The organism is Rhodococcus sp. DMU2021 (assembly GCF_019641445.1).
GTDB classification, from domain to species: domain Bacteria; phylum Actinomycetota; class Actinomycetes; order Mycobacteriales; family Mycobacteriaceae; genus Rhodococcus; species Rhodococcus pyridinivorans.
In genome coordinates, this window is the sequence record NZ_JAIFKB010000016.1 from 88,852 (window position 1) to 112,775 (window position 23,924).

22 protein-coding genes and 1 pseudogene are annotated in these 23,924 nt (G+C 65.8%); 4 read left to right on the plus strand and 19 right to left on the minus strand.

The annotated features are described in order from the left end of the window. Window positions 1-38 precede the first annotated feature (38 nt). The 5 genes from ctaD to K3M35_RS19985 all read right to left on the minus strand — a co-directional run bounded on the left by ctaD (window position 39) and on the right by K3M35_RS19985 (window position 6,314). The gene (gene ctaD, locus K3M35_RS19965; protein WP_039958315.1) at window positions 39-1,817 is read right to left on the minus strand and encodes a cytochrome c oxidase subunit I; all 1,779 of its coding nucleotides are present in this window, start codon (window positions 1,815-1,817) and stop codon (window positions 39-41) included. A gap of 111 nt (window positions 1,818-1,928) precedes the next feature. Beyond that, complete coding sequence (locus K3M35_RS19970) at window positions 1,929-2,876, minus strand: M56 family metallopeptidase (protein ID WP_006553269.1); 948 nt, start codon at window positions 2,874-2,876, stop codon at window positions 1,929-1,931. Beyond that, window positions 2,873-3,235, minus strand: coding sequence for a BlaI/MecI/CopY family transcriptional regulator (locus K3M35_RS19975; protein WP_033098755.1), 363 nt, complete (start codon window positions 3,233-3,235; stop codon window positions 2,873-2,875). The genes K3M35_RS19970 and K3M35_RS19975 overlap by 4 nt, the downstream gene beginning before the upstream one ends. Window positions 3,236-3,271: 36 nt before the next feature. Beyond that, on the minus strand, window positions 3,272-3,934 hold the full coding sequence (locus K3M35_RS19980; protein ID WP_006553267.1) for a M23 family metallopeptidase: 663 nt from the start codon (window positions 3,932-3,934) through the stop codon (window positions 3,272-3,274). Window positions 3,935-4,304: 370 nt separating this feature from the next. Then, on the minus strand, window positions 4,305-6,314 hold the full coding sequence (locus tag K3M35_RS19985) for a cytochrome c oxidase assembly protein (protein ID WP_138846090.1): 2,010 nt from the start codon (window positions 6,312-6,314) through the stop codon (window positions 4,305-4,307). A 210-nt stretch (window positions 6,315-6,524) separates the two neighbouring features. Between K3M35_RS19985 and K3M35_RS19990 the strand changes: the two genes are divergently transcribed. Beyond that, entirely contained in the window at window positions 6,525-7,448 is a 924-nt protein-coding gene (locus K3M35_RS19990) for a cation diffusion facilitator family transporter (RefSeq protein WP_039584342.1), read from the plus strand. A 6-nt stretch (window positions 7,449-7,454) separates the two neighbouring features. Here K3M35_RS19990 and K3M35_RS26310 read toward each other — a convergent pair. Beyond that, window positions 7,455-7,769, minus strand: a pseudogene (locus K3M35_RS26310) (arsenic resistance protein); the annotation flags it as partial. 74 nt (window positions 7,770-7,843) lie between these two features. On the opposite strand from K3M35_RS26310, the gene K3M35_RS19995 reads away from it, so the two are divergent. Both K3M35_RS19995 and K3M35_RS20000 read left to right on the plus strand, forming a co-directional pair. Continuing rightward, window positions 7,844-8,320, plus strand: a complete 477-nt coding sequence (locus K3M35_RS19995) for an HAD-IC family P-type ATPase (protein ID WP_081263501.1) — start codon at window positions 7,844-7,846, stop codon at window positions 8,318-8,320. A gap of 182 nt (window positions 8,321-8,502) precedes the next feature. After that, on the plus strand, window positions 8,503-8,703 hold the full coding sequence (locus tag K3M35_RS20000; RefSeq protein WP_006553262.1) for a hypothetical protein: 201 nt from the start codon (window positions 8,503-8,505) through the stop codon (window positions 8,701-8,703). A gap of 130 nt (window positions 8,704-8,833) precedes the next feature. Here the strand turns inward: K3M35_RS20000 and K3M35_RS20005 are convergent, their stop codons facing one another. The 3 genes from K3M35_RS20005 to K3M35_RS20015 form a co-directional block, all read right to left on the minus strand. Then, window positions 8,834-9,847, minus strand: coding sequence for a hypothetical protein (locus K3M35_RS20005; RefSeq protein WP_039584475.1), 1,014 nt, complete (start codon window positions 9,845-9,847; stop codon window positions 8,834-8,836). A 5-nt stretch (window positions 9,848-9,852) separates the two neighbouring features. Beyond that, complete coding sequence (locus K3M35_RS20010) at window positions 9,853-11,022, minus strand: tyrosine-type recombinase/integrase (RefSeq protein WP_138846019.1); 1,170 nt, start codon at window positions 11,020-11,022, stop codon at window positions 9,853-9,855. Between the two features lie 471 nt (window positions 11,023-11,493). Next, window positions 11,494-14,529, minus strand: a complete 3,036-nt coding sequence (locus K3M35_RS20015) for a helicase-related protein (RefSeq protein ID WP_308257093.1) — start codon at window positions 14,527-14,529, stop codon at window positions 11,494-11,496. Window positions 14,530-15,428: 899 nt separating this feature from the next. Here K3M35_RS20015 and K3M35_RS20020 point away from each other — a divergent pair. Beyond that, window positions 15,429-15,695, plus strand: coding sequence for a hypothetical protein (locus K3M35_RS20020; protein WP_138846021.1), 267 nt, complete (start codon window positions 15,429-15,431; stop codon window positions 15,693-15,695). A gap of 57 nt (window positions 15,696-15,752) precedes the next feature. Here K3M35_RS20020 and K3M35_RS20025 read toward each other — a convergent pair whose 3' ends face one another. The 10 genes from K3M35_RS20025 to K3M35_RS20070 form a co-directional block, all read right to left on the minus strand. After that, a complete protein-coding gene (locus K3M35_RS20025; RefSeq protein ID WP_138846022.1) occupies window positions 15,753-16,118 on the minus strand; it encodes a hypothetical protein in 366 nt (121 codons plus the stop codon). Window positions 16,119-16,198: 80 nt separating this feature from the next. After that, on the minus strand, window positions 16,199-16,384 hold the full coding sequence (locus K3M35_RS20030) for a hypothetical protein (RefSeq protein WP_138846023.1): 186 nt from the start codon (window positions 16,382-16,384) through the stop codon (window positions 16,199-16,201). Between the two features lie 399 nt (window positions 16,385-16,783). Then, window positions 16,784-17,086 carry a hypothetical protein gene (locus tag K3M35_RS20035; RefSeq protein WP_138846024.1) on the minus strand — a complete coding sequence of 101 codons (303 nt, stop codon included), beginning with the start codon at window positions 17,084-17,086 and terminating at the stop codon, window positions 16,784-16,786. Window positions 17,087-17,230: 144 nt separating this feature from the next. Continuing rightward, on the minus strand, window positions 17,231-17,890 hold the full coding sequence (locus K3M35_RS20040; protein WP_138846025.1) for a hypothetical protein: 660 nt from the start codon (window positions 17,888-17,890) through the stop codon (window positions 17,231-17,233). A gap of 191 nt (window positions 17,891-18,081) precedes the next feature. Continuing rightward, window positions 18,082-18,690 (minus strand): exonuclease domain-containing protein, encoded by a 609-nt coding sequence (locus K3M35_RS20045; RefSeq protein ID WP_138846026.1) that lies wholly within the window; start codon window positions 18,688-18,690, stop codon window positions 18,082-18,084. A gap of 112 nt (window positions 18,691-18,802) precedes the next feature. After that, window positions 18,803-19,321, minus strand: coding sequence for a hypothetical protein (locus K3M35_RS20050; RefSeq protein WP_138846027.1), 519 nt, complete (start codon window positions 19,319-19,321; stop codon window positions 18,803-18,805). Window positions 19,322-20,138: 817 nt separating this feature from the next. After that, window positions 20,139-20,540, minus strand: coding sequence for a hypothetical protein (locus K3M35_RS20055; protein ID WP_138846029.1), 402 nt, complete (start codon window positions 20,538-20,540; stop codon window positions 20,139-20,141). A 56-nt stretch (window positions 20,541-20,596) separates the two neighbouring features. Further along, the gene (locus tag K3M35_RS20060) at window positions 20,597-21,100 is read right to left on the minus strand and encodes an AAA family ATPase (RefSeq protein ID WP_175428140.1); all 504 of its coding nucleotides are present in this window, start codon (window positions 21,098-21,100) and stop codon (window positions 20,597-20,599) included. Window positions 21,101-21,189: 89 nt separating this feature from the next. After that, window positions 21,190-21,843: a hypothetical protein gene (locus tag K3M35_RS20065; RefSeq protein WP_138846031.1), complete on the minus strand. Its 654-nt coding sequence runs from the start codon at window positions 21,841-21,843 to the stop codon at window positions 21,190-21,192. 181 nt (window positions 21,844-22,024) lie between these two features. Next, window positions 22,025-22,606, minus strand: coding sequence for a hypothetical protein (locus tag K3M35_RS20070; protein WP_138846032.1), 582 nt, complete (start codon window positions 22,604-22,606; stop codon window positions 22,025-22,027). Window positions 22,607-23,924: the final 1,318 nt, after the last annotated feature.

The window sequence follows — 23,924 nt, forward strand, 5'->3', positions numbered from 1 at the left end:
GTATTTTCCGATCTTTCGGCGCCGAGACGGCGAACGATTTATTCCTTCGTATCGGTGCGTGCCGAGGCCTCGCCGGTGCTCCGCGGTTCGGCAAGCTCACGCTTAGCGATTTCGGTGCTCCTGGGCGCACCACCGAAACCCACGTGTGCCTCGGCCCTCATGCGTTCGACCATGTGCGGGTAGTGCAGCTCGAACGCCGGCCGTTCGGAGCGGATCTGCGGCAGTTCGGTGAAGTTGTGTCGCGGCGGCGGGCAGGTAGTCGCCCATTCGAGCGAGTTGCCGTAGCCCCAGGGGTCGTCGACAGTGACGATCTGCCCGTAGCGGTAGCTCTTGAAGATGTTCCACACGAATGGCAACACCGAGGCACCGAGGACAAAAGATCCGATCGTCGAAATCGTGTTCAGGGTGGTGAATCCGTCCGAGGGCAGGTAGTCGGCGTACCGGCGGGGCATGCCTTCATTGCCCAGCCAGTGCTGGACGAGAAAGGTGGAATGGAAGCCCAGAAATGTCAACCAGAAATGCCACCTGCCTAGGCGCTCGTCGAGCATTCGACCGGTCATCTTCGGAAACCAGAAGTAGATACCCGCATAGGTCGCAAACACCACGGTGCCGAACACGACGTAGTGGAAGTGCGCCACCACGAAGTACGAATCGTGCAGCTGGAAGTCCATAGGAGGGGAGGCCAGGATCACGCCCGACAGGCCGCCGAAGAGGAAGGTGATCAAAAAACCCACGGAGAACAACATCGGTGATTCGAAAGTCAACTGCCCCTTCCACATGGTGCCGATCCAGTTGAAGAACTTCACACCGGTCGGGATGGCGATCAGGAAGGTCATGAACGAGAAGAACGGCAGCAGCACCGCGCCGGTGGCATACATGTGGTGCGCCCACACCGCGATCGACAGGGCCGCGATGCCGAGGGTGGCGTAGATCAGGCCGGTGTAACCGAAGATCGGCTTCCGGGAGAACACCGGGAAAATCTCGGAGACGATGCCGAAGAACGGCAGCGCGATGATGTAGACCTCGGGATGACCGAAGAACCAGAACATATGCTGCCAGAGCATCACTCCGCCGGTGGCGGGATCGAAGAGGTGACCGCCGAGTACCCGGTCGTATAGCAGCCCCATCAACGCTGCGGTCAGCAGCGGAAAGGCGATGAGGATCAGGATGGAGGTGACGAGAATGTTCCAAGTGAAGATCGACATCCGGAACATCGTCATGCCGGGGGCTCGCATACACACGATGGTGGTGATGAAGTTGACTGCGCCCAGGATGGTGCCCAGTCCTGAGATGGCCAGGCCCACGATCCATAGATTTGCGCCCATGCCGGGGGAGTGCACTTCCGTGCTTAAAGGCACATACGCGGTCCAGCCGAAGTCGGCGGCGCCGCCGGGGGTGATGAAGCCGCCGACTGCAACGAGGGATCCGAACAGATACAGCCAGTAGCTGAAGGCGTTCAGCCGGGGGAATGCGACATCGGGCGCGCCGATCTGCAGTGGAAGGATGTAGTTGGCAAAGCCGAACACCACAGGAGTGGCGTACATCAGCAGCATGATCGTGCCATGCATGGTGAACAGCTGATTGTACTGCTCATTCGAGAGGAACTGCAGACCCGGCGCGGCCAGTTCGCTGCGCATGATCAGGGCCATCAGGCCTCCGATCGCGAAGAACGCGAACGCGGTCACCAGGTACATCTGACCCAGTACTTTCGGGTCGGTCGTGGTGATCATTTTGTGGATGAACGCACCCTTGGGGCCGCGCCGCGCCGGCATGGGGCGGGTAGCGGCAGGCCAGGGTGGCGGGGCGAGAGCGGTCATGTGCTGTCCGATCCGAAGTTTCGCGCGAGCGCACGGTGATGAGACGCCCTCGAGCGTACCTAATTACTATGCTGCATAGTAATTAGGGTCGGTTCGGTCGCCCGTGCCGGATCATGCCTGAGCGAGGGTCAGGCACACGGCCGCGGAGGTCGCCGCCAGCCCGACCAGCGCGGTAGCGACAGGCATAGCCATCGACAACGCCGCAGCTGTGGCGTACGACACCTTCGGGCACCGCGTCCGCCAGCTCACACGCAGCTTGAGCAGTCGCAGCGAGATCTCGTTGCTCAACCCCAAGGTCCCGGCCGGCTGCGGCAATGTCGAAGCGGAGACCACGGTCAGCGCCGAGCACACCGTCGCCGTGCTGGTGGCGCGGGCAGCGTGCTGATCAGCGGTCAGTTCGACCAGGGTTTTGACCGCGGCCGGGGCGGCGGCGAACAACGGCACTGCCGGAAGCACCGCGGCCAAGATGTCACATGTGGTGACGATCAGGTGGTGACTGCCTCGCAGGTGTGCCCGCTCGTGGGCCAGGACAGCATCGCGTTCGGAACCGCTCAGACACTGCGAGAGCCCGTCGGTAGCCACCACGAATCCGGGTCGGCCGGCCACGCTGTAGGCCATTGGCATCGGGTGCGCCAGCCACATCACACCGTCGTCGCGGGAGTGGGCGACGATGGAGACCACATCACGGTGGTAGTCGAGTAGACGGGTTTGTTCTCTGGTGTACCGCCGACCCAGGATCACGGCTCGCACGGTTATGGTGAGCAGGGCCAGGGCTCCGGTAGCGGCCAGGGTTTCGGTGATCCACGGCTGCATCGCGTGGGAAACCGCGGACAGACACCGCACCACGGCCTCGACCGCGGTCTCGGCAGGCGCATGGTCGGGCCAGGCCAAGGTGACCACCGCGGAGGCGCCGAAGAACAAGGCCCCGGCTATGCTGCCCAGCCACGCCGCCAGCAGGACTCCGGGAGGCACGGAGGTGGCGGCGAGCGGACCGAGCATTCGCGGGGCCGCCATCGAGATCAGGGCGGCGCCGAGCAACAGGACCAGGGCCAATGTCATTGGTCGGCGGCCCGGCCCGTCCAGCCCCGGCGCAGGGCATCGTATTCGCGGTCGCTGACCGTCTTGGCGAAATGCAGCAGCACCGCGCTGGGGTCGGTGCTGCTGTCGAGCAGGGCGCGCAGTGCCTCGGAGGTGGCTTCCTCCCGGCTGCGTGAGGGCGAATAGTAGTAGGCGCGACTGCGTTTTTCTCGCTGCACCCAGCCCTTCTCATACAGATGGGTGACCACGGTCAAAATGGTGGTGTAGGCGAATTCCTTGCGATCGCGAAGCCGTTCGACCAGGCCATGGACCGACTGTGGCTCGTCGGTCGACCACAGTTCGTTCATCACCTCGGCTTCGAGACCCCCCAACCTGTGTATGGCTTCCCTCGCAGACATTCGCCGATTATCCCTTATCTATGTGCGTGCATCTGACGCGATCTGAACCCCTCGTGCGTTCAACCATGCCATGGGATCGGCCTTCTGGCCGTCCGGTCCCCACACTTCATAGTGCAGATGTGGCCCGGTCGATTGTCCCCGATTGCCCACGGTGGCGATCTGTTCCCCGGCTCGCACGCGCTGACCTGCAGAAACCAAGGCCTGATCGATGTGCCCGAACACCCCGATCGTGCCGTCGTCCTGCAGGATTCGTACCCACAGTCCGAAGCCGGAGGCGGGACCGGCCTCGAGTACCGTGCCATCGGTCACCGAGACGATCGGGGTGCCGATCGAGTTGGCGATGTCGAGCCCGTAGTGGCTCGTGCCCCAGCGGGGTCCGAAGTTCGACGTGAGCGTGCCACTGACAGGCATCAGCGTTTTCGGGCGGCGCGCCTCGGCCTCTTGCATGAGTCGGCGCTCCTCCCTGATCCGTGCCCGGTCGAGTTGATCCGCGAAGTCTGCCAGCATCGGCACCTGCACGGCCTGCAACACCTGGGGGGCCTGGGGCAGCACATCCGTAGGGGCTGAGGGTTGCGACGCGGCCTCGATCTCGTCGCTGACCGTGGGAGGGACCGAGGCGGCATGGGCGCTCGAGGTCGTTGCTGCCAGCAGCGCGCCTGCCGCTACCGACACGGCCAGCACGCGTCCGCTCGTTCCTGGGCTCGTTCGGCGATGCGCGCCTTTGCTTCGGATCGGCCTCGGGGCGAGGGCGTCCGCATGCTCGGCAAGGGCATCCCGATGCTCGATATCGAGACGTTCTGCCGGGTCCAGGACAGCCACTGTCGTCGGGAAAGCAGCGTCATCGCGACCTGCGTCGATGGGATCGGTCGGCTCGGGAACAGGCCACGCTGCAGTACTACAGTCAGAGCGGTGGGGAACGGCGAGTTGGGGCTCTGGTTTACGGTGTCGGGCCAAGATCGCATCCTCAAGAAGGCACCCGCTCGCGTGATAACGAAACGGTGACGGACACCGACACGTTACTACTATTCTGCATAGTTTCAATACCGGATCGTTACCCGGTCTCCGATTCGCGCTTGGGGTCGTGGCCGGAGGCGCCGGCGTCGGCTGCTGCCGAGGTACGAGAGTGTGGGTGCAGTCCGTTCAGCATCGCGTTGTACGCGGCCAGTTCGCGATCTCCCTCGCGGTCGACCTGGTCGTTCCGCTTCCGGGCACGCTGGTTTTCGATCGAACTCCATCGCACGAGCGCGAGCACGGTGGCCAGTAGCAGCGGTAGCTCGCCGACGGCCCACGCCAGGTTTCCACCGAGTCGCTGATTGGCAGCCAAGTCGTCGAACCAACCCAGTTGCAGTGAGGTATAGAACTCGGCGGCGATCACAAAATCCGCCATGATCAGGGCGACCAGAAAGAACGCGTAGCCGGCCAGCGCGACCGCCACTGCTCCCACGCGCGTCAACGGTCCCTGCGGCACGGGGACAGGATCGATCCCGACGGTGACCCAGAAGAAGACCAACCCCACCGCCAGCAACCACATATCGAGCACCATGCGTCCCGGGTAGGAGCCGCCGTCGTACAGTCCTCCGAGATACAACAGGTAGAAGGTGCCCACGAGCACCACCGCGGCCATCAGGGGATGGGTCACCCATCGCAGTGCGGTGCTGGCGAAAATCGCCCGCATCCAGTCGCGGGCTCCTGGAACTGCATCGCTGGGGCCGGAGCGAACCGCGCGGGCCGCCAAGGTGAGCGGAGCGCCCAGAACCAAGCACATGGGCACCACGATCGCCAGCGCTGCGGATGCGGGCAGGTGCACGCTGAACGCCGCCGGGGCGTAGCGCCCGACCCCGGAGGATGTCACCAGAAGCAACACTAGACAGCCGAGAAGCCAGGACACGGTGCGCCGGACCGGCCACGGCTGCCTCACTGCACGTAGCCTCCGCACTCCCAGCAGGTAGAGCGCTGCCAGCACGACCGCTGCGGTTCCCAGTAACAGATCGAACCGCCACTCCGTCAGCAACCTGCCCAGCGTCGGGGCACCATCGAACCCGTACCCCAAGACTTCGTCGACCAGGCTAGGTTCGCGACGTTCGCCCAATGGCGGCGGAGTACGGCCCAACGCCACCCCGAGTCCAATCGTGGCCGTCAGGACCGCAGATTCGATTACCGCCAAGCGTATGAACGTCCCCCGATTCGACGCGTCGGCGGCCAGAGCCGTGATCGCCACCGTCCGTTGGCGCCAGCCCAGCCACCCCACTACACCGAGTGCGACGACCTTGGCCAGGACCACAAGTCCGTACGGGCCGGACAGAAACTCCCGAAGCGGAACCCGCACCAGAGCATTAATTATTCCCGACACAGCCATCACCACGAATGCCACCGTCGCCAGCGCGGAGAACCGGCGTGTGGCGACATCGAGATGTCCGCCACCACGCACGGCGTGCAACACCAACGCTGCCAATCCCCCGGCCCACAGTCCGGCCGCCACCAGATGAAGTATCAGGCTGTTGGTGGCCAGATCATGCGATCCGCCCCCGGCGGAATGTCCCGTTAACGCGCGTGGCATCAGGCTCCCTACCGCCAGGACCAGTAACAGCGGTGTCCACCGGTGCTGCAGAACGAGGCGGCATCCCAGCCCCACCGCGGCAGCCAGACACGCGGTCCACAGCCAGGCGGTGGATGCCTCGATTTGCCCCACCGACTGCACGAACGGAACCGGATCGGCGAACACGGTGCTCAGTGGTTGGCCGGAGGTGTCCGACAACGACAGAGGAATCAGCACCAGCGCCGATCCTGCCCATAGCGCTGCAGCCGCGCCCGCAGTCCGCACTGCGCGGTAACCGTCGACATCGAGCAGCCCGGAACGTTGTGGTGGTACCAGCACCGCCGCCACCAGCAACGACCCGATCATCACCACCGCCGCCACTTCCCCTATCGCGGTGGCGGCCGGGAGTCCGTATCTCGTGAGCACTCCTGGATCCGGCAGTCCGAGCAACCGCAGAACCTCACTGCTCGACACGGCCGCCAGGGCGGCCGCCACCAGGGCCGCGCCTGCCGTCCAAGAGACCATCACGCCGACTGCAGCTCTACTGGTACCTGCCACGGAAAACCTCACCTCGTCCGTTGTTCGCCCGTTCCCGCCGGCCGAACCTGCAGGCGCGCGCCTCGCCGCCGAAATACTATGAAGGATAGTTGATCGTGCCGATCCAATTTTCGCGACCGCTCTATATATTCATGCGCATATGACTATATGATGTCGGTGTCTTGAGGAAGGAAAACGATGAGCCACGGACACGGACACGGCCTCTCGCCCGCCCAAGCCACCAGCGCCTCCGGCCGACACGTCCGACGGTTGTGGATCGCCGTGGCCCTGGGCCTGGTGACCTTTGTGCTCCAGGTCGTCGTCGGACTCTCCACCTCGTCGCTGGCCCTGCTCTCCGACTCCGCGCACGTGTTCACCGACGTGTTCGGCGTGTTGATGGCCGTCACCGCTATCACCGTCGCCCAGCGTGCCCGCACCCGACCGGACCGGACCTTCGGCCTGTACCGCACCGAAGTGTTCGCCGCCCTGCTCAACGCACTCCTGCTGTTCGGCGTCGCCCTCTGGATTCTCTACGAAGCCCTCCAACGACTGTCCGCCCCACCCGAAGTCCCCGGCCTGCCCGTCACCATCGTTGCCGTGGTCGGCCTCACCATCAACGTCATTTCGTTTCTCCTGTTGCGCGCCGGCGCCAAGGAGAGCATCAACGTCCGCGGGGCCTACCTCGAAGTCCTGGCCGACATGCTCGGTTCGGTCGGCGTGCTTATCAGCGGTGTGGTGACCATCGTGTTCGGCTGGCGGTACGCCGACCCGCTCATCGGTGTCGCCATCGGACTCTTCGTCCTGCCCCGGGCCTACAATCTCGGCCGACACGCGATCGGCATACTGCTCCAACAAGCCCCGAAGAGTATCGACATCACCGAGGTCAACGCCGCCCTTAATGCCCTTCCTGGAGTCCATGAATCCCACGACCTGCACGTCTGGACTCTTACCTCGGGCATGGAAGTGGCCTCTGCACATCTGGTCACCGAATCCGACGCGGACTCCACAGCCGTGCTCACAGCGGCACAAACCTTGTTGGCGGAACGCTTCGGCCTCGAACACGCCACCCTGCAGGTCGAACCCCACGACGGCGAGGGACGCTGTCGCGAACTCTCGTGGTGACCTCCACAGACCCACCAGGAGTCTCTGGGACGAACACGGCGCACGCTGCAGCTCCTTCGATCCTACGGTCACTGTCGCCGAGGCTGCGATGGCCAGTTCGAAGTTGTTGCCCGCGGCGGTGAACGCCAGGGTGGTGGTGCGCTCGTAGCCCAGACCGATCGCGGCGCCGAACAGGAACCCGCCGCCCCACATGAGGACAAAATAGGTGAGCAGAGGCAGAGCGATGCGCACGACGTCCCATGGCTGCGACGTGATCTGTTCGCCCTGGAGCGCGAATAGGAGCACGATCGTGAACAGCAACCCGTACAGCGTCCACGGCCCAGCCGGTCGACAGAGGCAGCACTCGCCAGTTCGACACGCTCTTCGGCAGCTAGACCTATTCCGAGGTCGCCGATCTGATCGCTGAGCCACTGCGCCTGCAGGCCGGGCTGCTGCCCGACGGCAAGGTCGCCGCCGTACGCGCGCTGCAGGCCGACGGAGCGAAAGTGGTCGTCGTCGGAGACGGCATCAACGACGCTCCCGCGCTGGCCGCTGCGCATGTCGGTATCGCCATGGGTGGCGCGGGATCGGATCTGACCTTGCAGACCGCCGACGCGGTCGTCGTCCGTGACGACCTCACCGCCATCCCTGCGGTGATCCACCTGGCCCGGAGGGCTCGACGCCTGGTCATCGCCAACCTCGTCATCGCCGCCTCGGTCATCGTGGTCCTGGTGACCTGGGACCTTGTCGGCACGCTGCCGCTGCCGCTGGGAGTGGCGGGTCATGAAGGCTCCACCATCCTCGTCGGTCTCAACGGACTGCGATTGCTGCGAGAGACCGAATGGCGCCGTGCTGTCCGCACAGACCGACACAGTTCCGCTGCGCACGTGTGACCTCGCCACCGTTAGTCATCTGGCCGAATCCACCTTCGACGCTCACCTGTCTCATCTGCTTCAGGTGGTCACCGATTTCGAAGAGCATGGCATCGGTTTTCCCTCGGTGACCGCATCGATACTGTGGTAACGAAGTGCTCCATCTCCGATGTCACAGAATGTACGTCTATGGAAGGCACCTGATGCTGCGCAAGTTCGTCGTCGTGACCGCTGTGACCGCCGCGCTCGGAGCGGGTTCGATGGGTACCGCTGCTGCGGACACCGCCCCACCCGTGCCTGCCCTCAACTTGTGCAAGTGGGAGCGCTTTACGCCGGAGTGCATTGCACTGTGGTTGGCGGGCGTGGCGACCGGCTCGGCGGGATCCGGTTCTGCCTTGTCCTGATCGACGGCGCTCGTTAACTGTGGCTCTGGCGCACTCCTGTGGAATGCGTCGGAGAGAATCAAGACCGACGACAACTGCACGAATGCACGGCATGCGTGCACGTCCAGCGGGCGACTCCATCAGACTCCCTTCACAGTCCCTCAAGCACCCCCATCAGGTCCTCGAGGAGCGCATCGGTGCGGGCTTCGATCTCGTCGAAGACGTCGGTGAGGTCTTCGAGGGTCTGGTGATCGCGGCGGCGGGCGGTGGTACCGCGGTCGTAGTAGCCGGCGTCGAGGTCGATCTCAGGCTCGACCCAAGCGTCGACATCGTCTTGCGGGGGAACGGGCAACACCTTCCGTACCGGAACACGTCCGGACAGGTGCGCCCGCACCAGCGCCGATACCGATTGCGGGGTCATCGTCTGCGCGTGCGGGAGGTGTCCCCAGCGGTCGATCGGACACAGCAACGGTTGCCGGGCCTGTTCCGCATCGAGCGGATCGGAGATGATCGCGGTCGGGTCGGTGAGGTGATGGCGCAATAGATGCGTGCCCGGGTACAGGTCGAGAAACGCCTGGATCTCCGCCCACCGCCGATACATCGCGGCAGCTGGGTTGTCTCCGGTCTCGGGATCCGGTCCGAGTCGGAACCTTTCGCCGGACTGGGTCGTGACCACCAGGGTGTTGCCGTCGAGGCGGAGGTCGCGGCGGCGCAATCGGGTGATGTCGACAAAGGTCATGCCGGTGGCGGCGAGGACCAGCAGCAGGGCGTCGCGGCGGCCGAACAGTCCGCTCGGCCAGCCGGTGATGGGCAACTCGGCCGCTCTCTGCACCAGCAGGCGTCCGAGCCGGTCGAGGCGCGAAGCACGGGTGGTGTCGAGGTGCCGGCGCACGGTCTCGGTGCGTCCCGGGGCGGGGTAGCCGTGCCCGGTGTGGACGGCGTTGATCGCCGATAAGCGGCGCCGCTGGGTCGCGACCGCGGCCGGGTGCTCGTGCAGGAACATGGCCAGGGTCGCGGGGCTAGCCGGAATCGGCGACCGGTCGGCGGCGGCGCACCAGTCGGCGAACAGCGCCCAGTCGTGCCGGTAGCGACTCGGGATGCGTAGGCCCAGCTCGGCATCATGAACATCGTTGCGGCGGATGTCTTCTCGTGCGGTGCTGGTCATCGCGGTCACAATCCGAGGTTGGTGACGGCGTTGCCGATGAGTGGGGCGTGTTCGCGGGCGTAGGTTTCGAGCATGGCCGGGGTGCTGTGCCCGGTCTGGCGCATGATCGCGTGCGCACTGGCACCGTTGCGGAAGGCCTGGGTGACGAACCCGGCTCGCAGCGAATGCCCACCGAGCTGTTGGACGATGTCGGGGTCGTAGCCGGCCTGCTCGGCGCGGCGGCGGATCGCTTTGTGCACTGCCGCTCCCGACAGGGCGGTGTCGGAGAGGTTGCCGTTCTTGCGGATCGACCGCAGCAACGGCGACGCCGGGACCATGCGCGGCCGGGACCCCCGGCACACGTGCGCCGCGAACGGCTCGGCGGTACGCAGCAGCCGGATGACGGCGGGGCGGCTGCCGTGGTCGAAGGCGGCGACGATCTGCGCCCACCGCATCCACGCACACGGTGGGCAACTCGCATGACTGTGCGTGAACGGCAACGCCCGGATACTCCCCCGCCCCTCCTGATCCGTCTTGGTCTTGCGGAGTTTGATGTGCAGTCCGTCGAGCCGATGCAAGGACACGTCGCGGCAGGTCAGGGCGACAAGTTCACTGCGGCGGAACGCGCCGGCGAAGCCGAGCAGCAGGATCGCACTGTCGCGGCGTTCGAGGACCTCGTCGGCCCAGTTGCCGCTGTCGGCCCGCGCACGCTCGACGATGGTGACGATGTCGGCGGTGAGCAGCGGCGCCCGGGGAGTGCGGGGCCGCTCGCCCGCCGTCGCGTAGTCGCGGCGGATCCCGGACAGGGTCGCGGCGACCAGCTCGTCGGCCCCGGGGGCGGGGTGTCCGGCGCGGCGGTGGTGGTAACCGATGCCGGCGACCCAGCGGGCCAACGTTGAGGGTGAGTAGGCCCGCTCCCCTGTCTCCGTGACGGTGGCGGCGGCGTCGTGGAGGTAGGCGGCGACGGTGAGCGGATGCGCCGGCAACGCGGCATGTCCTTCGCGCTGGCACCACGCGGTGAACCGGGCCCCGTCGGCGGCGTAGTTGCGGCGGGTCGACTCGGACCGCGACCGCGCCGCCGTCCCGGCCACCTTCGTGAGGGTCTCGGCCGGCAACACCGGCACGGCGGGGTCACCGGAGGTCGGGACAGGCACGGACACGTCGTCGGGGCGGCTCGTGAGCAGCTCGTCGGGCACGGAACGGGAGCCTACCGGCCAGCACCGACACTCTCGAGCAGGAAAACGCGCTCATCAGGGGTTTCGGGCGAGATGGTGCGCTAATGGTGATTACGAAGAAGATGGCCCGCCCCCGCCTGAGCCCTGGGAAGGAGCGTTGATTCTTCGACTCCTGCCAGACCAGGGAGACCTTCGGGCGATTGTCGGCGGCGTGATGGGGGACGACTCGGCTCGCCCGATGGTCGACCTAGTCGCGGAGGTCCAGCGGACCGATTCCGAAGGAAGACGGAGTTTGGTCAGAGAGTGGACCATGAACAGCATCAACGCCGAAGGGCCGATGCTTGTCGAAGCACTCCGCGACATCCTTCAAGAAGTGACCTCTGAGATTCCTATTCCTCCAAGCATCCGGTGGACCAGCAGCAGGGTGCGCTAGAAACCTGGCTGTCGATCTGCGCGCCCGCTGGACTGCGGACGTCGTCCCCGCATAGCGGCTCAGCTGCGCCGCAGGTAGTGCGCGTCCTCTCCCAGTGCGCGTTCGACTTCGGCGCGCAGGGTCGGCCGGCGCAGCAGTTGCGGGTCGGCGGCGAGCATCTGCTGGGCGTCGGCGCGGGCGGCGTGCATCAGCTCGGCGTCGGCGAGCAGGTCCGCCACGAGCAGCCCGGCGCGGTGCCCAGCCTGGGCGGTGCCGGCGAGTGCGCCGGGACCGCGGAGCTCGAGGTCGACGTTGGCGAGCTTGAAACCGTCTGTGGTGTCGCACATCGCGTCCATGCGGGCGCGGCCGATGTCGGACACCTCCCCGGTGAGGACGCAGAACCCGGGGTGCTTGCCGCGCCCGATACGGCCGCGGAGCTGATGGAGCTGCGCGAGACCGAAGTTGCCGGCGTCGAGGATGGTGATGGTGGTGGCATTCGGCACCGAAACCCCGACTTCGATCACGGTGGTCGCGACGAGGACGTCGAGTTCGCCGGTGGTGAAGGCGTGCATGATCTCTGCGCGGTCGGCTGGCTTCTGGCGGCCGGTGACCACCGCGATCCGCAGCCCGGCCAAGGCTCCGTCGGCAAGCGCTGTCGCTGTTTCCAGGGCGGCAGCGGACTGCGCTTCGGATTCCTGCCCGGCCTTCGTTTCCGGCTCAGCGACGAGCGGGCACACCACAAACGCTTGTCGGCCGCCGGTGATCTGGGCGCGGACGAAGCTCCAGTGCGCGTGGTTCGGGTCATCCAAGTCGACCACCGGTTCCCACCGGGTTTTGATCGGTGTTCGCCCTGGTGGGAGTTCGTCGAGGATGGAGATGTCGACGTCCCCGAACTGCGTCATCGCCGCGGTGCGTGGGATCGGCGTCGCGGTAGCACCGAGTTCGTCAGCGATCGCACCGCCAGGCCCCTTGGCGAGTAGCGCCGCACGCTGGTTCACCCCGAATCGGTGCTGCTCGTCGATCACAGCGAGGCCGAGGCTCTTGAACTGCACGTCGTCGGACAGCAGGCCGGTGGTGCCGACGGCAATGTGGATCTCCCCCGAGGCAAGGCCAGCGAGCGCCTCGCGTCGGGCTTTCGGCTTGTTCTTGCCTGGGACGAGGACTGCGCGCAGGCCGAGCTTGTCGCAGGTTTCGGCGATTTCTGCGTAGTGCTGCTGCACGAGCACGCCGATGGGTGCCATGAGGGCTGCCTGGTGGCCGCCTTCGACAGCCATCAACATCGCACCCAGGGCTACCTTGGTGTTATGTGTCGGCGTGAAATTGTCGGTCACGTACATGTGTGATGGATGATCGATCAGGATGCACTGCGCGGGTTTACGTCCCACATACTCGATCGCGCGGATCGCTCGGCGACGTTGTGCGTACTTTGTTCTCGATCGCACGCGATCGGCTTTTCGGCCAAGCCGGAACGGATTGATGTCGTTCGGAAGTGTCATGCCAAGTCGGTAGTACGTGCCTTCGTAATGGGATCCGTCGGCGCGGCGGTATCTCTTCTGGACCACTCTCTTCTTTGCGCGGCCGCCGAGCGAGTAGACCACCCAAGCGACGTCGTCGATAAGGCGTTCAGATGCCAGCGTAAGCGCGACTGATGATCCTTCCTGACCGATCTCCCCATCGGTATCCATGAGACCTTGAAGTAGGGCGATTCGAGCTGACACCGGGGCCTGCTTGTACGACTCTGGAACGAACTTGGTGCGCGACGAATGTCTCATCAGTTCGAGGAATCGCACAGCCAGCGCCACCCTATTTATTCCACGGGTTTTGCCTACGATCCGGTAGTAGATGCCGTGCTTCATACTTGAACTGTCGGCTGGGACGAGTTCGCAGCCGAGATGGTCCGCAGCCTCGCGTACGTAGTCGAGGAGCACTTTGTCGGCATTGGTGAATGTCACGGCACCATCAGAGAACCCTCCATCACCGAGGAGAAGGCCCATGAGATACGGGTCCAGCGGTCGGCCTTCACCCTGCAGGTCTACGGGGGTGATGACGGGTAGGTGCCATCGCGAGGCGCCGTTCTTTTCCGTGAGACTTCGTCGCAGTTCACTGGTGGTCAAAGTCTTCGTCGCGGTGTTTCGATGCCAACCGCTCGATGTGTTGACCACCCAAAGATGCTCGTCATCAGCTTCAACAGACGTACCGTCGCTAAACGTCAGACGGTAGATGTCACGATCTCCCTGCGGGTAGATACCTACGACAGGCGCAGTGGAGCCGCAAGGAGTCACTACAGTGTCTCCGATCTGCATGTTTCCCATCAGCTTGAACCCGTCCGGGGTCAGGACGCGTGCATCCAAGGGCTGTGCCTTACCCGAGCCGACGTCGCCCTGCAGGAGCCGTTTCATCGGCGACGGCGCCCGCAGATCCTCGGCGATCTCCTTGAGCACCCGGCTCTGGGCACCGGTCAACGGCCACGGCAGCGATTCGAGCCATGGCCGGGTCAGTCGGCCGGTCGGGGCGTGCACGACCGCCGGCTGCTGCCGGGCGGCATTGCGCTGCACACCCATTGCGAGCTGCATCCGCAGCAGTTCGTCGTAGGCGAGACGGTCCCTGCCCGAGGTGGCGTCGGCGGCGTTGTCCGGGACATGGACAGCGCGCAGCGCCTCGAGGCGGCCCGGCAACTGTCGGGCGGTGCGGATCTGTTCCGGGAGCGGATCGTCGAGTGCCGGCAGTCGACGCAGCGCGTCGAGGGCGGCGCGGTGCAGCGTCCACGTCGAGACCTGGTGTTTGTCGGATTGCGGGTACACCGGCACGAACGGGGCGGTGGCATCGCGCATTGGCGCGATCAGCGCACCGCCCATCTGGATGAACCCTTCCCATTCGGTGACGTCACCCCACATCAGCACGAGGTCGTCACGGCGGAAGCGCTGCGCCAGCCACGGCTGCTGGAATTGCATCGAGGTGACCCGGTAGCCGCCGGCGCCGATCTCGATGCGGGCGTACTTCTTGCCCCAGTCGGCTTTGGTGGACAGCACCTTGCCGACGGTGGCGACGTTCTTCATCCCGGGCCGCAGGGCTGACATGGGGGTGATCTCGGAGCGGTCGATGTAGCGCAGCGGCACCCGCATCATCAGGTCGTAGACCGTGGCGATGCCGGCGGCGGTGAGGCGTTCGAGTTCCTTGTCGCCGATGCCGGCGTCGTCGCGGATGCCGGCGAGATCGTCGAGGGGGACGCCGCGCAGTCCGTCGAGAGTGCCTTCGAACTCGAGTGGTGGCTTGTGGGAGGGCTGCCCGAGGACGGCTGCGGCCGACAGCGTCGGGATGGTGGGGATCTCTACGTCGGGGCGGGGGCGAGCGTTTCGGGTTGTGTGCTGCGGTTTCGGTGTCCCTCGATGCAGGGCCGGATCGGTGGCTGGCGCGGCAGGGCCGGCACCGAAACCACGCCGCGGCGCAGCGTGCTGTGGAGCGCGCAGTGCCGGATCCAGTGGGACACGCGGTGGGCCGGCGCCGAAGCCATGCCGCGGCGCGTGCTGCGTCGGGGGCTTCGCTTTCTGGGCGGTGGGACCGAGGAGCTGGGTGAGGTCGAACCCGAGGGCGCCGAGCTGGTCGGCGAAGGCCGGCAACTGAGCTCGAACGCGCTCGACGACGGCGGGGTGCCAGTGCGCCGACCGTGCGGCGGCCGACAGAATGGCTGTCGCCGAACCCGACTGGTGAAGCGCAATCACCGCGGCCCGCAATGTATCGACCTGCTCGACTGCGGTCACCTCACCTCACCCTTCCCTGCCCGACAACGGTGGACAGCTCGCATCTGCGCGCATCTTCCCTGTACACCCCGACAAACTCCGGCGTGCGCCGCGAGCGGCACGGTACCGGCCGGCTTCACCAGTGGAGCGGCAGCTGAAACACCACGTGCCTGCGGTCGATACCGTCGCTGCACACCACATGAGGACCCGGGGCCGCCGTCGGTGGCCCACCGCCTGCGCGGCCTTCCGCTGCGCCCGAGCCCCTGTAGGAGGGCCTCATGTTCGTTTCTGCTTCTGCTGCTTCGCAGTCGTTTCCGCCCGGCATCCGTGGCTGGGAGCACATGCCGTACGGCTACCGGCGCTGGAACGGCACCGTGTGGGCGCCTGCCTGGGTCGACCGGTACAACCAGCAGCTCGACCTCATCCGCCGTCTGTTCGAGGCCGGTTACGACGTCGAGCACCATGTCGAGGACTGGTACCGGATGCTCACCGAGTTCGACCTGCTCGGCAAGGAACTCGACGCGCGTGAACGCGTCGCTCGGTAGACGATGACGGCCCCGTCCCTCGCGCGAGGGACGGGGCCGGGGCCGGTGCTGACGTCGCTACTTCGCGGCCGCGTCGATGATCTCGGCGGGCAAACCGCATGTGTCGATCGAGTCGAGGCGTGGTTCGTCGATGTTCACAGTGGCAGGGGTGACTCCTGGTTGTGAACCGCGGTCGAGTTCGACGACGTCGAGGGTCGCCCGGATCTGTTCGGGCGTCAGACCGGCGCGGTGCTGGTCGAGGACGTACTCGGTGTAGGGCAGGCACGCCCACTGTTTGACGGCGCTGGGGACGGTGACAGCCGACTGCTCGGCGATCTGTGCAAAGACGACGCCCGCGAGCACCAGCAGAACGACGCCGGTGACCGCGGCGACGGCGGTGATGATCTGCGCGATGGTGCTCTTGGGACGGGTGGCTTCGGACATCAGTCCTCACTTTCGGTGTTGAGGGCAGGCAGATACGGCGGCTGCCCCGCCAGGTGCACGGGGCAGCCGCGGTAGAGGTGTCAGGCGATGTTGAGCCCGGCAGCGACGTAGTCGGTTGGGGTCGGTTCCCAGTCGTCCCTGAACTCGTCGACCGCGTCATCGAATTCGTCGTTCTCGATGAAGTCGCGGGTGCGGCGGTCGCAGTGAGGCTCGTGAAGCCGATCCCAGGTCCCGCACGTGCATTCGGGTCGAATCCTTCGCGGCATGGCGTGTCCTCCTCGCGTTGCAATCTCCGTGATGGCAATTGCAACGCTAGAAACACATCCGATATATGTTTCACCCGTTACGGCACGGGTGTTCCGCCATGAGCGGCTGCACCGACTCGTCTGACATACGGACAACTTTCGAACGGCACGCGGATTCTTCAAACGATCAGCCTCGCCGATGCGACCGTCGATCCCCGGAAATCCCATGCCATCCTCTCGTCATCACGTGACAGGCAGCATGAGGGCCGGCTTCTCCACCCTCCCCCAACTTGGTGCGGGCGGACAGGTTCCAGGTCGCACGACGACAGTGCGAACGACGGTGCGGTGCACCCGGTGGCTTTTCGCAGTCCTGGGAAGCCCTCCGAAGACCCCCATGGCCGAGACCGTTCACGACCCGGGTCACGTCGGATCGGAGGGGTCGACTTGTCGGTAGCCGGTGTGGACCGGGTGTAACCGGTCGACGTCGATGCTTACCACCCGATCAATCGGCACGCGGCCACCGGTGGCGCGGTCGGTGCCGTGGGTGATCCGGCAGATGGCCTGATGGTGGCCGTAGGTCTCCTCGATCGCCTCGATAGTGAAGTGCCGGATCGGATCCCGAGTCGGGCTGTTGTCGCACCACTGTTGACCAACGCGGATGACGGTGCCTCGCTTGTTGGCGACCTCGGTGAGGTTGGTCGGATCGTGCGGGTTCGTGGTCATGAGTTCGTCTCCAGTTCGGTTCGGTCGCCGGCACAAGCACCGGCGTGGATGGGTCGACGGTGGGTCAGCGGGTGCTGCGGACAACCGACGAGCTGAGAGGAAGGCGCACGGCCCGCCATCCCCGGTGCGGGCCGTGCGCGGTGGTCAGTCGATCGTGATGCCCTGTGCGGACCGGGTGATCACGATGCGGGTGTTGCGACCGAACTGCCCCTGGTATTCGTGCAGCTCGGAGAGGAAATCCCCATCGGCGAACGCCTCGAAGTACACGTGCTCGCTGTCGCCATCGGTGAAATCGACCTCCACCGTGGTCGAGGGGTAGAAGCCGTTTTCGAACTCCTCGCTGGTGATCTCAACCTTTCGAATCGTCTTGCCGGTCTGCTCCTCGAGCGCGCCAAGGACCCGCTCTTCGACAGTCTGGAATGGGTATCCGGCGGCCGGGACGAGCGCAGCTGCGATGTCCAGCTCAGCGGTGGAGTGGGCCCGCCTCCACGGCGCGCACTCTTCGCCAGGGCAAAGGGTCGCCAGCGCGGCGCTGACGACGCCGAGCACCTCGACAGGCAAGCCCTTTACCGCGCGCAGCGAACCGTCGGGTCCCGTGCAGGTGAAGTCCGTGAATGCGAACCACGAGTCGATCTCGTGCACCGTGACGGTGTGCGCATCCGGATTCACCGCGTGGGCAGCACACGCGAGAGCGCGGGCGGCGAGAGCGCGCTGCGCGGCCGCACGCTCGGCGATCTCCTCGCGGAGCGTGCGGTTGTAGCCGACGATGCGCTGCAGCAGCGGCTGGTCGAAGGTGACGGTCACGGTGGCCTCCCGGCGAATCGAAGTTGATGCCCTTGACCTTCCGATGCCACCGGTGGTCGTGTTGCAGTCCGCCGCAGACCATCAGGCCTGTGGGCTGCGGTGGGGGTGTGGACAGCCGAGCGGAGCAACGAATACGGGTCGGCCCGCCCCCTCCGGAAAGGGGACGGGCCGCCCCTGAGTTGGTATGCGGTTCAGGCGCCGAATGGAATCGGGGCCCGATCGTGGAAGACGCGCAGCAGGTTCGCGGCGTAGTGGATGTCCTCGGCCACCCGATGGTTTGCGGTGCCGTACTCGTCGACGAGCTTGAGGCGTTCGGCGGTGCGCCCGGCGTCGAGGATCGCTCCGGCTTCGCAGAACGACCGCGCGTCGATCATGCGGTACGAGAACATCGCCTCGACCTTCGGCAACCACCGGTCGAGGAACTCACGATCCATGCGGTGCGAGCACCCGCACAGCGGGGTGGATTCGTCTACTCCCCACCGGGCGAGGATGTCGACGATCTCGGATTCGTACCCCGACAGGTCCGTAGGGACGTTGTCGCCGAGGGTGACGAGTTCTTTTTTGAGGTCCGCGAACAGGCCGTTCTTGGTGTGCATCTGAGTGATGAAGTCGTAGGCCGGGTCGTTGCGGACCTGCTCGATCAGGGCTGCGGTGCCGGTGGTGACCGCGAGGATTTCGAACCGCTCGATCGGCTCGAGGTCTTCGGAGTACAGCGCGAAGCCGATCTCGAGGATCTCTTCTTCGGCGGCTTTGGTGCCGGTGGTTTCGAGGTCGACGAATACGAACCCATCCACGCTCATCTGGTTTCTCCCTCTTTTCTCGGATGGTGCGGCGGCGGACGCTACGTGAGTCGTTCACCGCCGCCGCACCGGTTTCGGCCGCCGCGGCGGCCGCAGTCTCTGTGGGTGATCGTCACCCCTCGGTGTGACACGCCTCCCGGGCCTGGGCGGCCTGCAGCATCTGTTGGGCGTAGGCGCGCCGTCGCTGGAGTTGGGTGTAGCGGGCCAGCCGTGTGTCCATCTGCTGCTGGGCCCTGCGGGTTCGCTTCGGGCCCAGCCCTGTGCCTCCCGCTGCAGCGCGGTCGGTGATGATGGGCTCGGCCAGCGTCTGCATCTCTGTGCTGAGCTTGTTCACGCGGTCCCGCCAGTACGACGCGGGACGGTACCGCCGTGGCTGTGTCCGGGGCTTGGGCGTCGTCTGCGGAAGCTGTACGTGCGCGATGTCCGCCTCCAGCACGAAGTTCGGCAACAGTGGCGTGGTGATCCGGGAGAGTTTGAGGTCTTTCGTCTCACTCGCGGCGCGGTGCTGATCCGCCCACGCTGTCTGCCGCGCGAGCAACACGTACTCGACGTACTGGTCGCCGGTCAGTGGGTCACCGTGCTCGGCGAGCGCCGCGGTCAGGAAGGCATCGGGCGCCTCGGTGGCCGTCATGGGTTCTCTCCTCGGGACATCTGGGAAGCTGTCGAGGAGGGACGGTATGGATCCGACGCTACGTGTGTTTCAGCCGCGAACAGTGCCGGCAGCGGTATCGGTGTGGTGATGCCATCATCAGGCTCGGTTCACTGCGTCGGCGCGAATCGGGGTCGACGTGTCCTGGATGCGATCGCGGCCGATCCCGCTCGGTCGGCATCTCTGAGGAGCTCGACCGGCTCTGAATACACCCTTGTTTCCGGCGACTACACGACCGTGCGGACCATTGCAGTCGAAGTGCCGCACACCCCTCCCACGAACGAGCCCTACAGCGACGGTGGACAGCCCGCGCCTATTCCTGGAAGGACCGGGCGCACCGAACGTCTACGAAGCGAGTCTGATGCTGGCACACGTTGCGCTCTCGTCCTCCTTTCTGCGTTGGCTCCTGCGTGACCTGCGATAATGCTCAGATGAGAATGAGAGCTACCCACCGAGTCGAGGGACGTCTGTCCGTCGAGGCGGCACCCGAGGTGTTCCTGGTCGACGGAGACGATCGATTGACGATGAGTGGAACTCTCTGGAAGGCGGACTACCGCATCGAGGAGTACGACGGTGACAACACTGTCGAGGTGAGCGACGAACAGCTCGTCGAAGCCCAGGAGAACAGCGCCCGGTGGGGTTCCGATAGTCGAGCAATTCGAGTCGTGATAACGAAGGCCCGATCGAGCGCAGACACTCCTTCACCTGAGCGTTGACCCCGTCGGGATGCGCCGTTGTCACGACAGGTCGGCGATGACCGGCTCAGCCACCTCGACTCCGGCGGTCGTGCCTGTCTCGATTACGCTGCAGTGCGCGCGACCTCGGTAGCGAGCGCGGTCAGGTCTCCGAGGTCAACCCAGGGCACCACCAGGTCACCATCGACGAGGACAGCACCGTCCCGGCCATCACCACAGCGCGCAAGCAACCGGCTCGGTCGCTCGCGGGCCGTACCGACGATCGGTTCGGACACCGCCTGCACCACCCCCGCCGGCAGCAGATCCCCCCGCCGCCGCGGTAGAACGGTCACCCCGAACCGCTCGGCCGCCGCGACGAATACGTCGACGTCGTCGGTCGCGGCGACGAGCAGCACCCGGTGCGCGGTGATTCCCACAGCCTGGCAGGGCACGGTGAGCTGTCCGGCCGCGTCGGCCACAACGACCCATACCGGGAGTGGTTCTGATTGGTGGGCAGCGTCGTTCATGGTGGGCACGGTACGAATCCGGTTGTCCGGTTCACCCTGCCCGGCCCGCCCGCCGGTCAGCACTGCGCACCCGGATATCCGTAGCGCTCGGCGAGCATGTGGATGACGTCCTCCCCTACCTGGCGACCTCCTGCGGCGCCACGTTCACGGTCGCGGCGAATGCACTCGTCGACCGGGGTCGGCACATCGACAACGACCACGGGAACGCCGAACGGGGCGAGGAACTCCTCCCATGCCGTGAGGTGCGCGGGGTCGAGCAGGGTGTCGTCGCATACAACCGAACAGCCCTGCCTGAGCGCGACTGCGGTCCGCGCTCGTTGGGTCGCGGTGATGGCCTCTTCCTGTTCCTCGGTGAGCCTTCCGGCTGCCGCGAACAGTTCGGCGCGGAGATCGTCACGGCTGATTCGAACCCGACGCTCTGGGTCCTGCTGCACCCACAGCCGTGCGAGGGAGCTCTTGCCCGAGCCAGGCAGCCCGCGGGTGAGGGCGACCCAGTTCTCGCTTCCCGCCGAGTCAGGCTGGATGCAGGCCAGGTTGGTCGGGAGGTCGAAGATCTGCACAGTCGGTCCTTTCGGTGGGAGCGGGATGTCCACCACCGTGCGTGGCGTGGTGTCGGGGTGTTTCACCACGACACCCACGTCCGCGGTAGTCACTTCGGCTGGTAGACGTCCCACTTCACGCCGCCGACCTCGGCCCACCTGTCAAGGAACGCCGAATCGTCCACGTCGAGGTCGATACGCGAGGCGGCCAGCTCGCCGCGCTCGATGAGTTCGCGGGCGTCCCTGCGCGCCCAGCCGGCGAGAATCGGCTCGGCGTCCTGTTCGGCGCCGACGACGGCGACGTGGTCGAGGTCGCTGTCATCTGGGTACTGCATCTGCACAAGCCAGACCCCTGTGATCGGGCCCCCCGTGTAGATGGTTTCGCCTGCATCACGGTGAACGAGCCCGGCGTCGTCGATCCGGTACCGCCACCGGTCGCTGTGCTCGTCCTCACATTCGATCTCGCCCACGAAGCCAGCATCGGCGAGCACCCGCAGGGTTTCCTCCATTCCTCGGAGCCGCCCCCACCCGGAAACGGAGAGCACGAACGTGTCGCCGTCCTTCTCGATTTCGTCCGTGCCGGTCGCCTCGTACATCGTCGACATCAGCGCCGACACGACGGTGTCGAAGGGCGTGTCGGACGCGTCGACCTCGTCGAGCTCGGGGATCTCCAGCAGCCGGTCGACGATCTCCTTGAACGTCGGCGCGGTCGACTGCTCTTCAGTGATGGTCAGTCGGGCGGATGAGTAGACATCGGTTCCCATAATTCGGTTCCTCACTGTCGGGGCCTATCGGGCGACGCAAGGTTCGCGAGCGGGGATCGCAGGTGTTGCAACGCTGCACCGTACGGCGCGAATCAACATCGCCGGCGGACAGCCGGCTTCATGGAGACGACGCGGGTCGACCCCCGGGGAGCGACTTCCCCGAGGGCCGACCGTCCGGTGACTACGCCGCGAGTTTCGGCGCGGACGACCACACCACGTCGACCGTCTCGTCGATCACGTACCCGAACCGGTCGCGCCGTGAGTACCGCTCCGCGGCCACCAGGAACTTGCCGCGGATGCCGTCACTGCGGCGGAGTGCGGTCACTCCGACCAGTCCTGCTGGGACGTCCTCGTGCCAGTCCCCCAACGCACTGTCGACAACGAACTGGTCGGCCGTGGCCGCTTCGAAGGTTTCCTTGTCCCGCAGGTACGACTCTCCCGGCTCGAGCGTGCGACCGAAGTACGCCTCCCAGTTCGTCGGGAACCAGTTGGCGACGACGGCGGCCAGGTCGTCTCGCCGACTGTCGGTGAATTCGAGGTCGTCGGCGAAGGCAAGTCCGACGAGTGCTGCCTCGCAGTCTTCCTCGAACCAACGTCGGCGCCCGAGCCGCAGGGCGGCAGGCATTTGCTTCAACCGTTCGGGGCTGATCCGCACGCCGCCGTGCCCGGATGTCCAGACGATGATGATGCCGTCGGCGAGAACGCGGCCGTCCTGCACGGCGCCCCACGGAGAGCTGGTCGGGATCCGATTGTCGGCGTTCACGTGTACCTCCAGAAGTGGTTGTCGGTGAGCTGATGCCATCGCACGATGCCGACCGCCGGCGGCAGATGTTGCAGAGGCCGGCGCGGTGTTGGGTCCTCCGATGATCGACATCCGTGCCCGGGCTGGACAGCTCCGCCGCACCGGGTTGGTTGTGGCCGCATCTCGCGTTCTCATGCCTGCCCGTCGCGGACAGCACCCGGGACCGCACGTGGAGTCCAGCGAGTGCCGGTGGACTCCACGTGCGGTCCGATCAGCTGACCAACCGCACCTTCTCACGCACCATGATCGGTGCGTCCTCCGGTCCGGCGATGTAATCAGTGATCCAAATCGGAACGTGCCTCTGCAGACTCGGGTACCACTGACGCCGCCAGTGGCCGCGGACCACCCACCGGTGTGTGTACCGACGATCACGACCACCCCCAGTGCGGAGCCGGAGCGGGAGCTGTACCGCAAGTAGGTAATTGTGGCGGTCCCCGATCGGCGAGGGCCGTTCTGCGTGCTGCGATGGGAGCTGCGGGCAGTGACCTCTTCCGCGTCGATGAGCCGCTGTTGCCGCAGCATGTGCACCAGTGACAGGAACACGGGGATCGCCCGGGGAGCTGCGTAATGGTCGTACTCGCCGCTCCCCCACTGCTGCTCCGGCAGCGCCTCGATTTCATCGGCGACCGGAACCGGTGCCGCGTCCGTCCCATCGGCAGACAGCCGGAACGATGCCGACGGCAACGGCGGTGAGACCGGTTCCGTCTCGTCGAGCAGGTATTCACCGACACCTGCAGCGGTAGCGATCGCCACGGTCGTGATGTCCTCGTGCGTCGTCCATACCAGCGCGAGAGCGCCGTCGGCCCGGTTCAGGTACGCCACACCGTCAGGGGACGGCAGGTCTACAGCAGTCACCGAATGCTCAACGACAGTCTCCTGCGCTCCGGCGAGGACCAGCGCGGTCGTCTCTTCGCTTGCGAAGTAGGCGTGGCGAGTTCTCGTCGCGAACACCACTGCGCTGTACGACTCCGCCATCCATTCCAAGATGCTTGCGGTCATCGCTGGGTCTTGCGGGTAGTCAGCGATCGCCATGCGGCGAGCATGCTCAAATGCGTCCTCGACCGCGATCTTGTGCTCGGCGGCAAACATCGCCGTCACTTCACCGGGCACCCCGGTGAGGTGCTCCCGGTACACCCCTTCGAGCACAGTCGCGAACTTCATACCGGGACGCGCCTTCTCCTCCAGTGCATCCATCAGCAACGGCATCTGAGAGGGCGTCAGTCGCCGCAGCGCCATCTCTGCTCGGCGCATCAGGCCACGGTCCACTCCCTGAGCGCGT

Excerpts from the sequence above, each read along its gene's own strand:
- ctaD (WP_039958315.1), bottom strand. The coding sequence starts at position 1,817 with ATGACCGCTCTCGCCCCGCCACCCTGGCCTGCCGCTACCCGCCCCATG.
- K3M35_RS19970 (WP_006553269.1), bottom strand. The coding sequence starts at position 2,876 with ATGACATTGGCCCTGGTCCTGTTGCTCGGCGCCGCCCTGATCTCGATG.
- K3M35_RS19985 (WP_138846090.1), bottom strand. The coding sequence starts at position 6,314 with ATGGTCTCTTGGACGGCAGGCGCGGCCCTGGTGGCGGCCGCCCTGGCG.
- K3M35_RS19990 (WP_039584342.1), top strand. The coding sequence starts at position 6,525 with ATGAGCCACGGACACGGACACGGCCTCTCGCCCGCCCAAGCCACCAGC.
- K3M35_RS20000 (WP_006553262.1), top strand. The coding sequence starts at position 8,503 with ATGCTGCGCAAGTTCGTCGTCGTGACCGCTGTGACCGCCGCGCTCGGA.
- K3M35_RS20005 (WP_039584475.1), bottom strand. The coding sequence starts at position 9,847 with ATGACCAGCACCGCACGAGAAGACATCCGCCGCAACGATGTTCATGAT.
- K3M35_RS20020 (WP_138846021.1), top strand. The coding sequence starts at position 15,429 with ATGTTCGTTTCTGCTTCTGCTGCTTCGCAGTCGTTTCCGCCCGGCATC.
- K3M35_RS20025 (WP_138846022.1), bottom strand. The coding sequence starts at position 16,118 with ATGTCCGAAGCCACCCGTCCCAAGAGCACCATCGCGCAGATCATCACC.
- K3M35_RS20030 (WP_138846023.1), bottom strand. The coding sequence starts at position 16,384 with ATGCCGCGAAGGATTCGACCCGAATGCACGTGCGGGACCTGGGATCGG.
- K3M35_RS20035 (WP_138846024.1), bottom strand. The coding sequence starts at position 17,086 with ATGACCACGAACCCGCACGATCCGACCAACCTCACCGAGGTCGCCAAC.
- K3M35_RS20045 (WP_138846026.1), bottom strand. The coding sequence starts at position 18,690 with ATGAGCGTGGATGGGTTCGTATTCGTCGACCTCGAAACCACCGGCACC.
- K3M35_RS20050 (WP_138846027.1), bottom strand. The coding sequence starts at position 19,321 with ATGACGGCCACCGAGGCGCCCGATGCCTTCCTGACCGCGGCGCTCGCC.
- K3M35_RS20055 (WP_138846029.1), bottom strand. The coding sequence starts at position 20,540 with ATGAACGACGCTGCCCACCAATCAGAACCACTCCCGGTATGGGTCGTT.
- K3M35_RS20065 (WP_138846031.1), bottom strand. The coding sequence starts at position 21,843 with ATGGGAACCGATGTCTACTCATCCGCCCGACTGACCATCACTGAAGAG.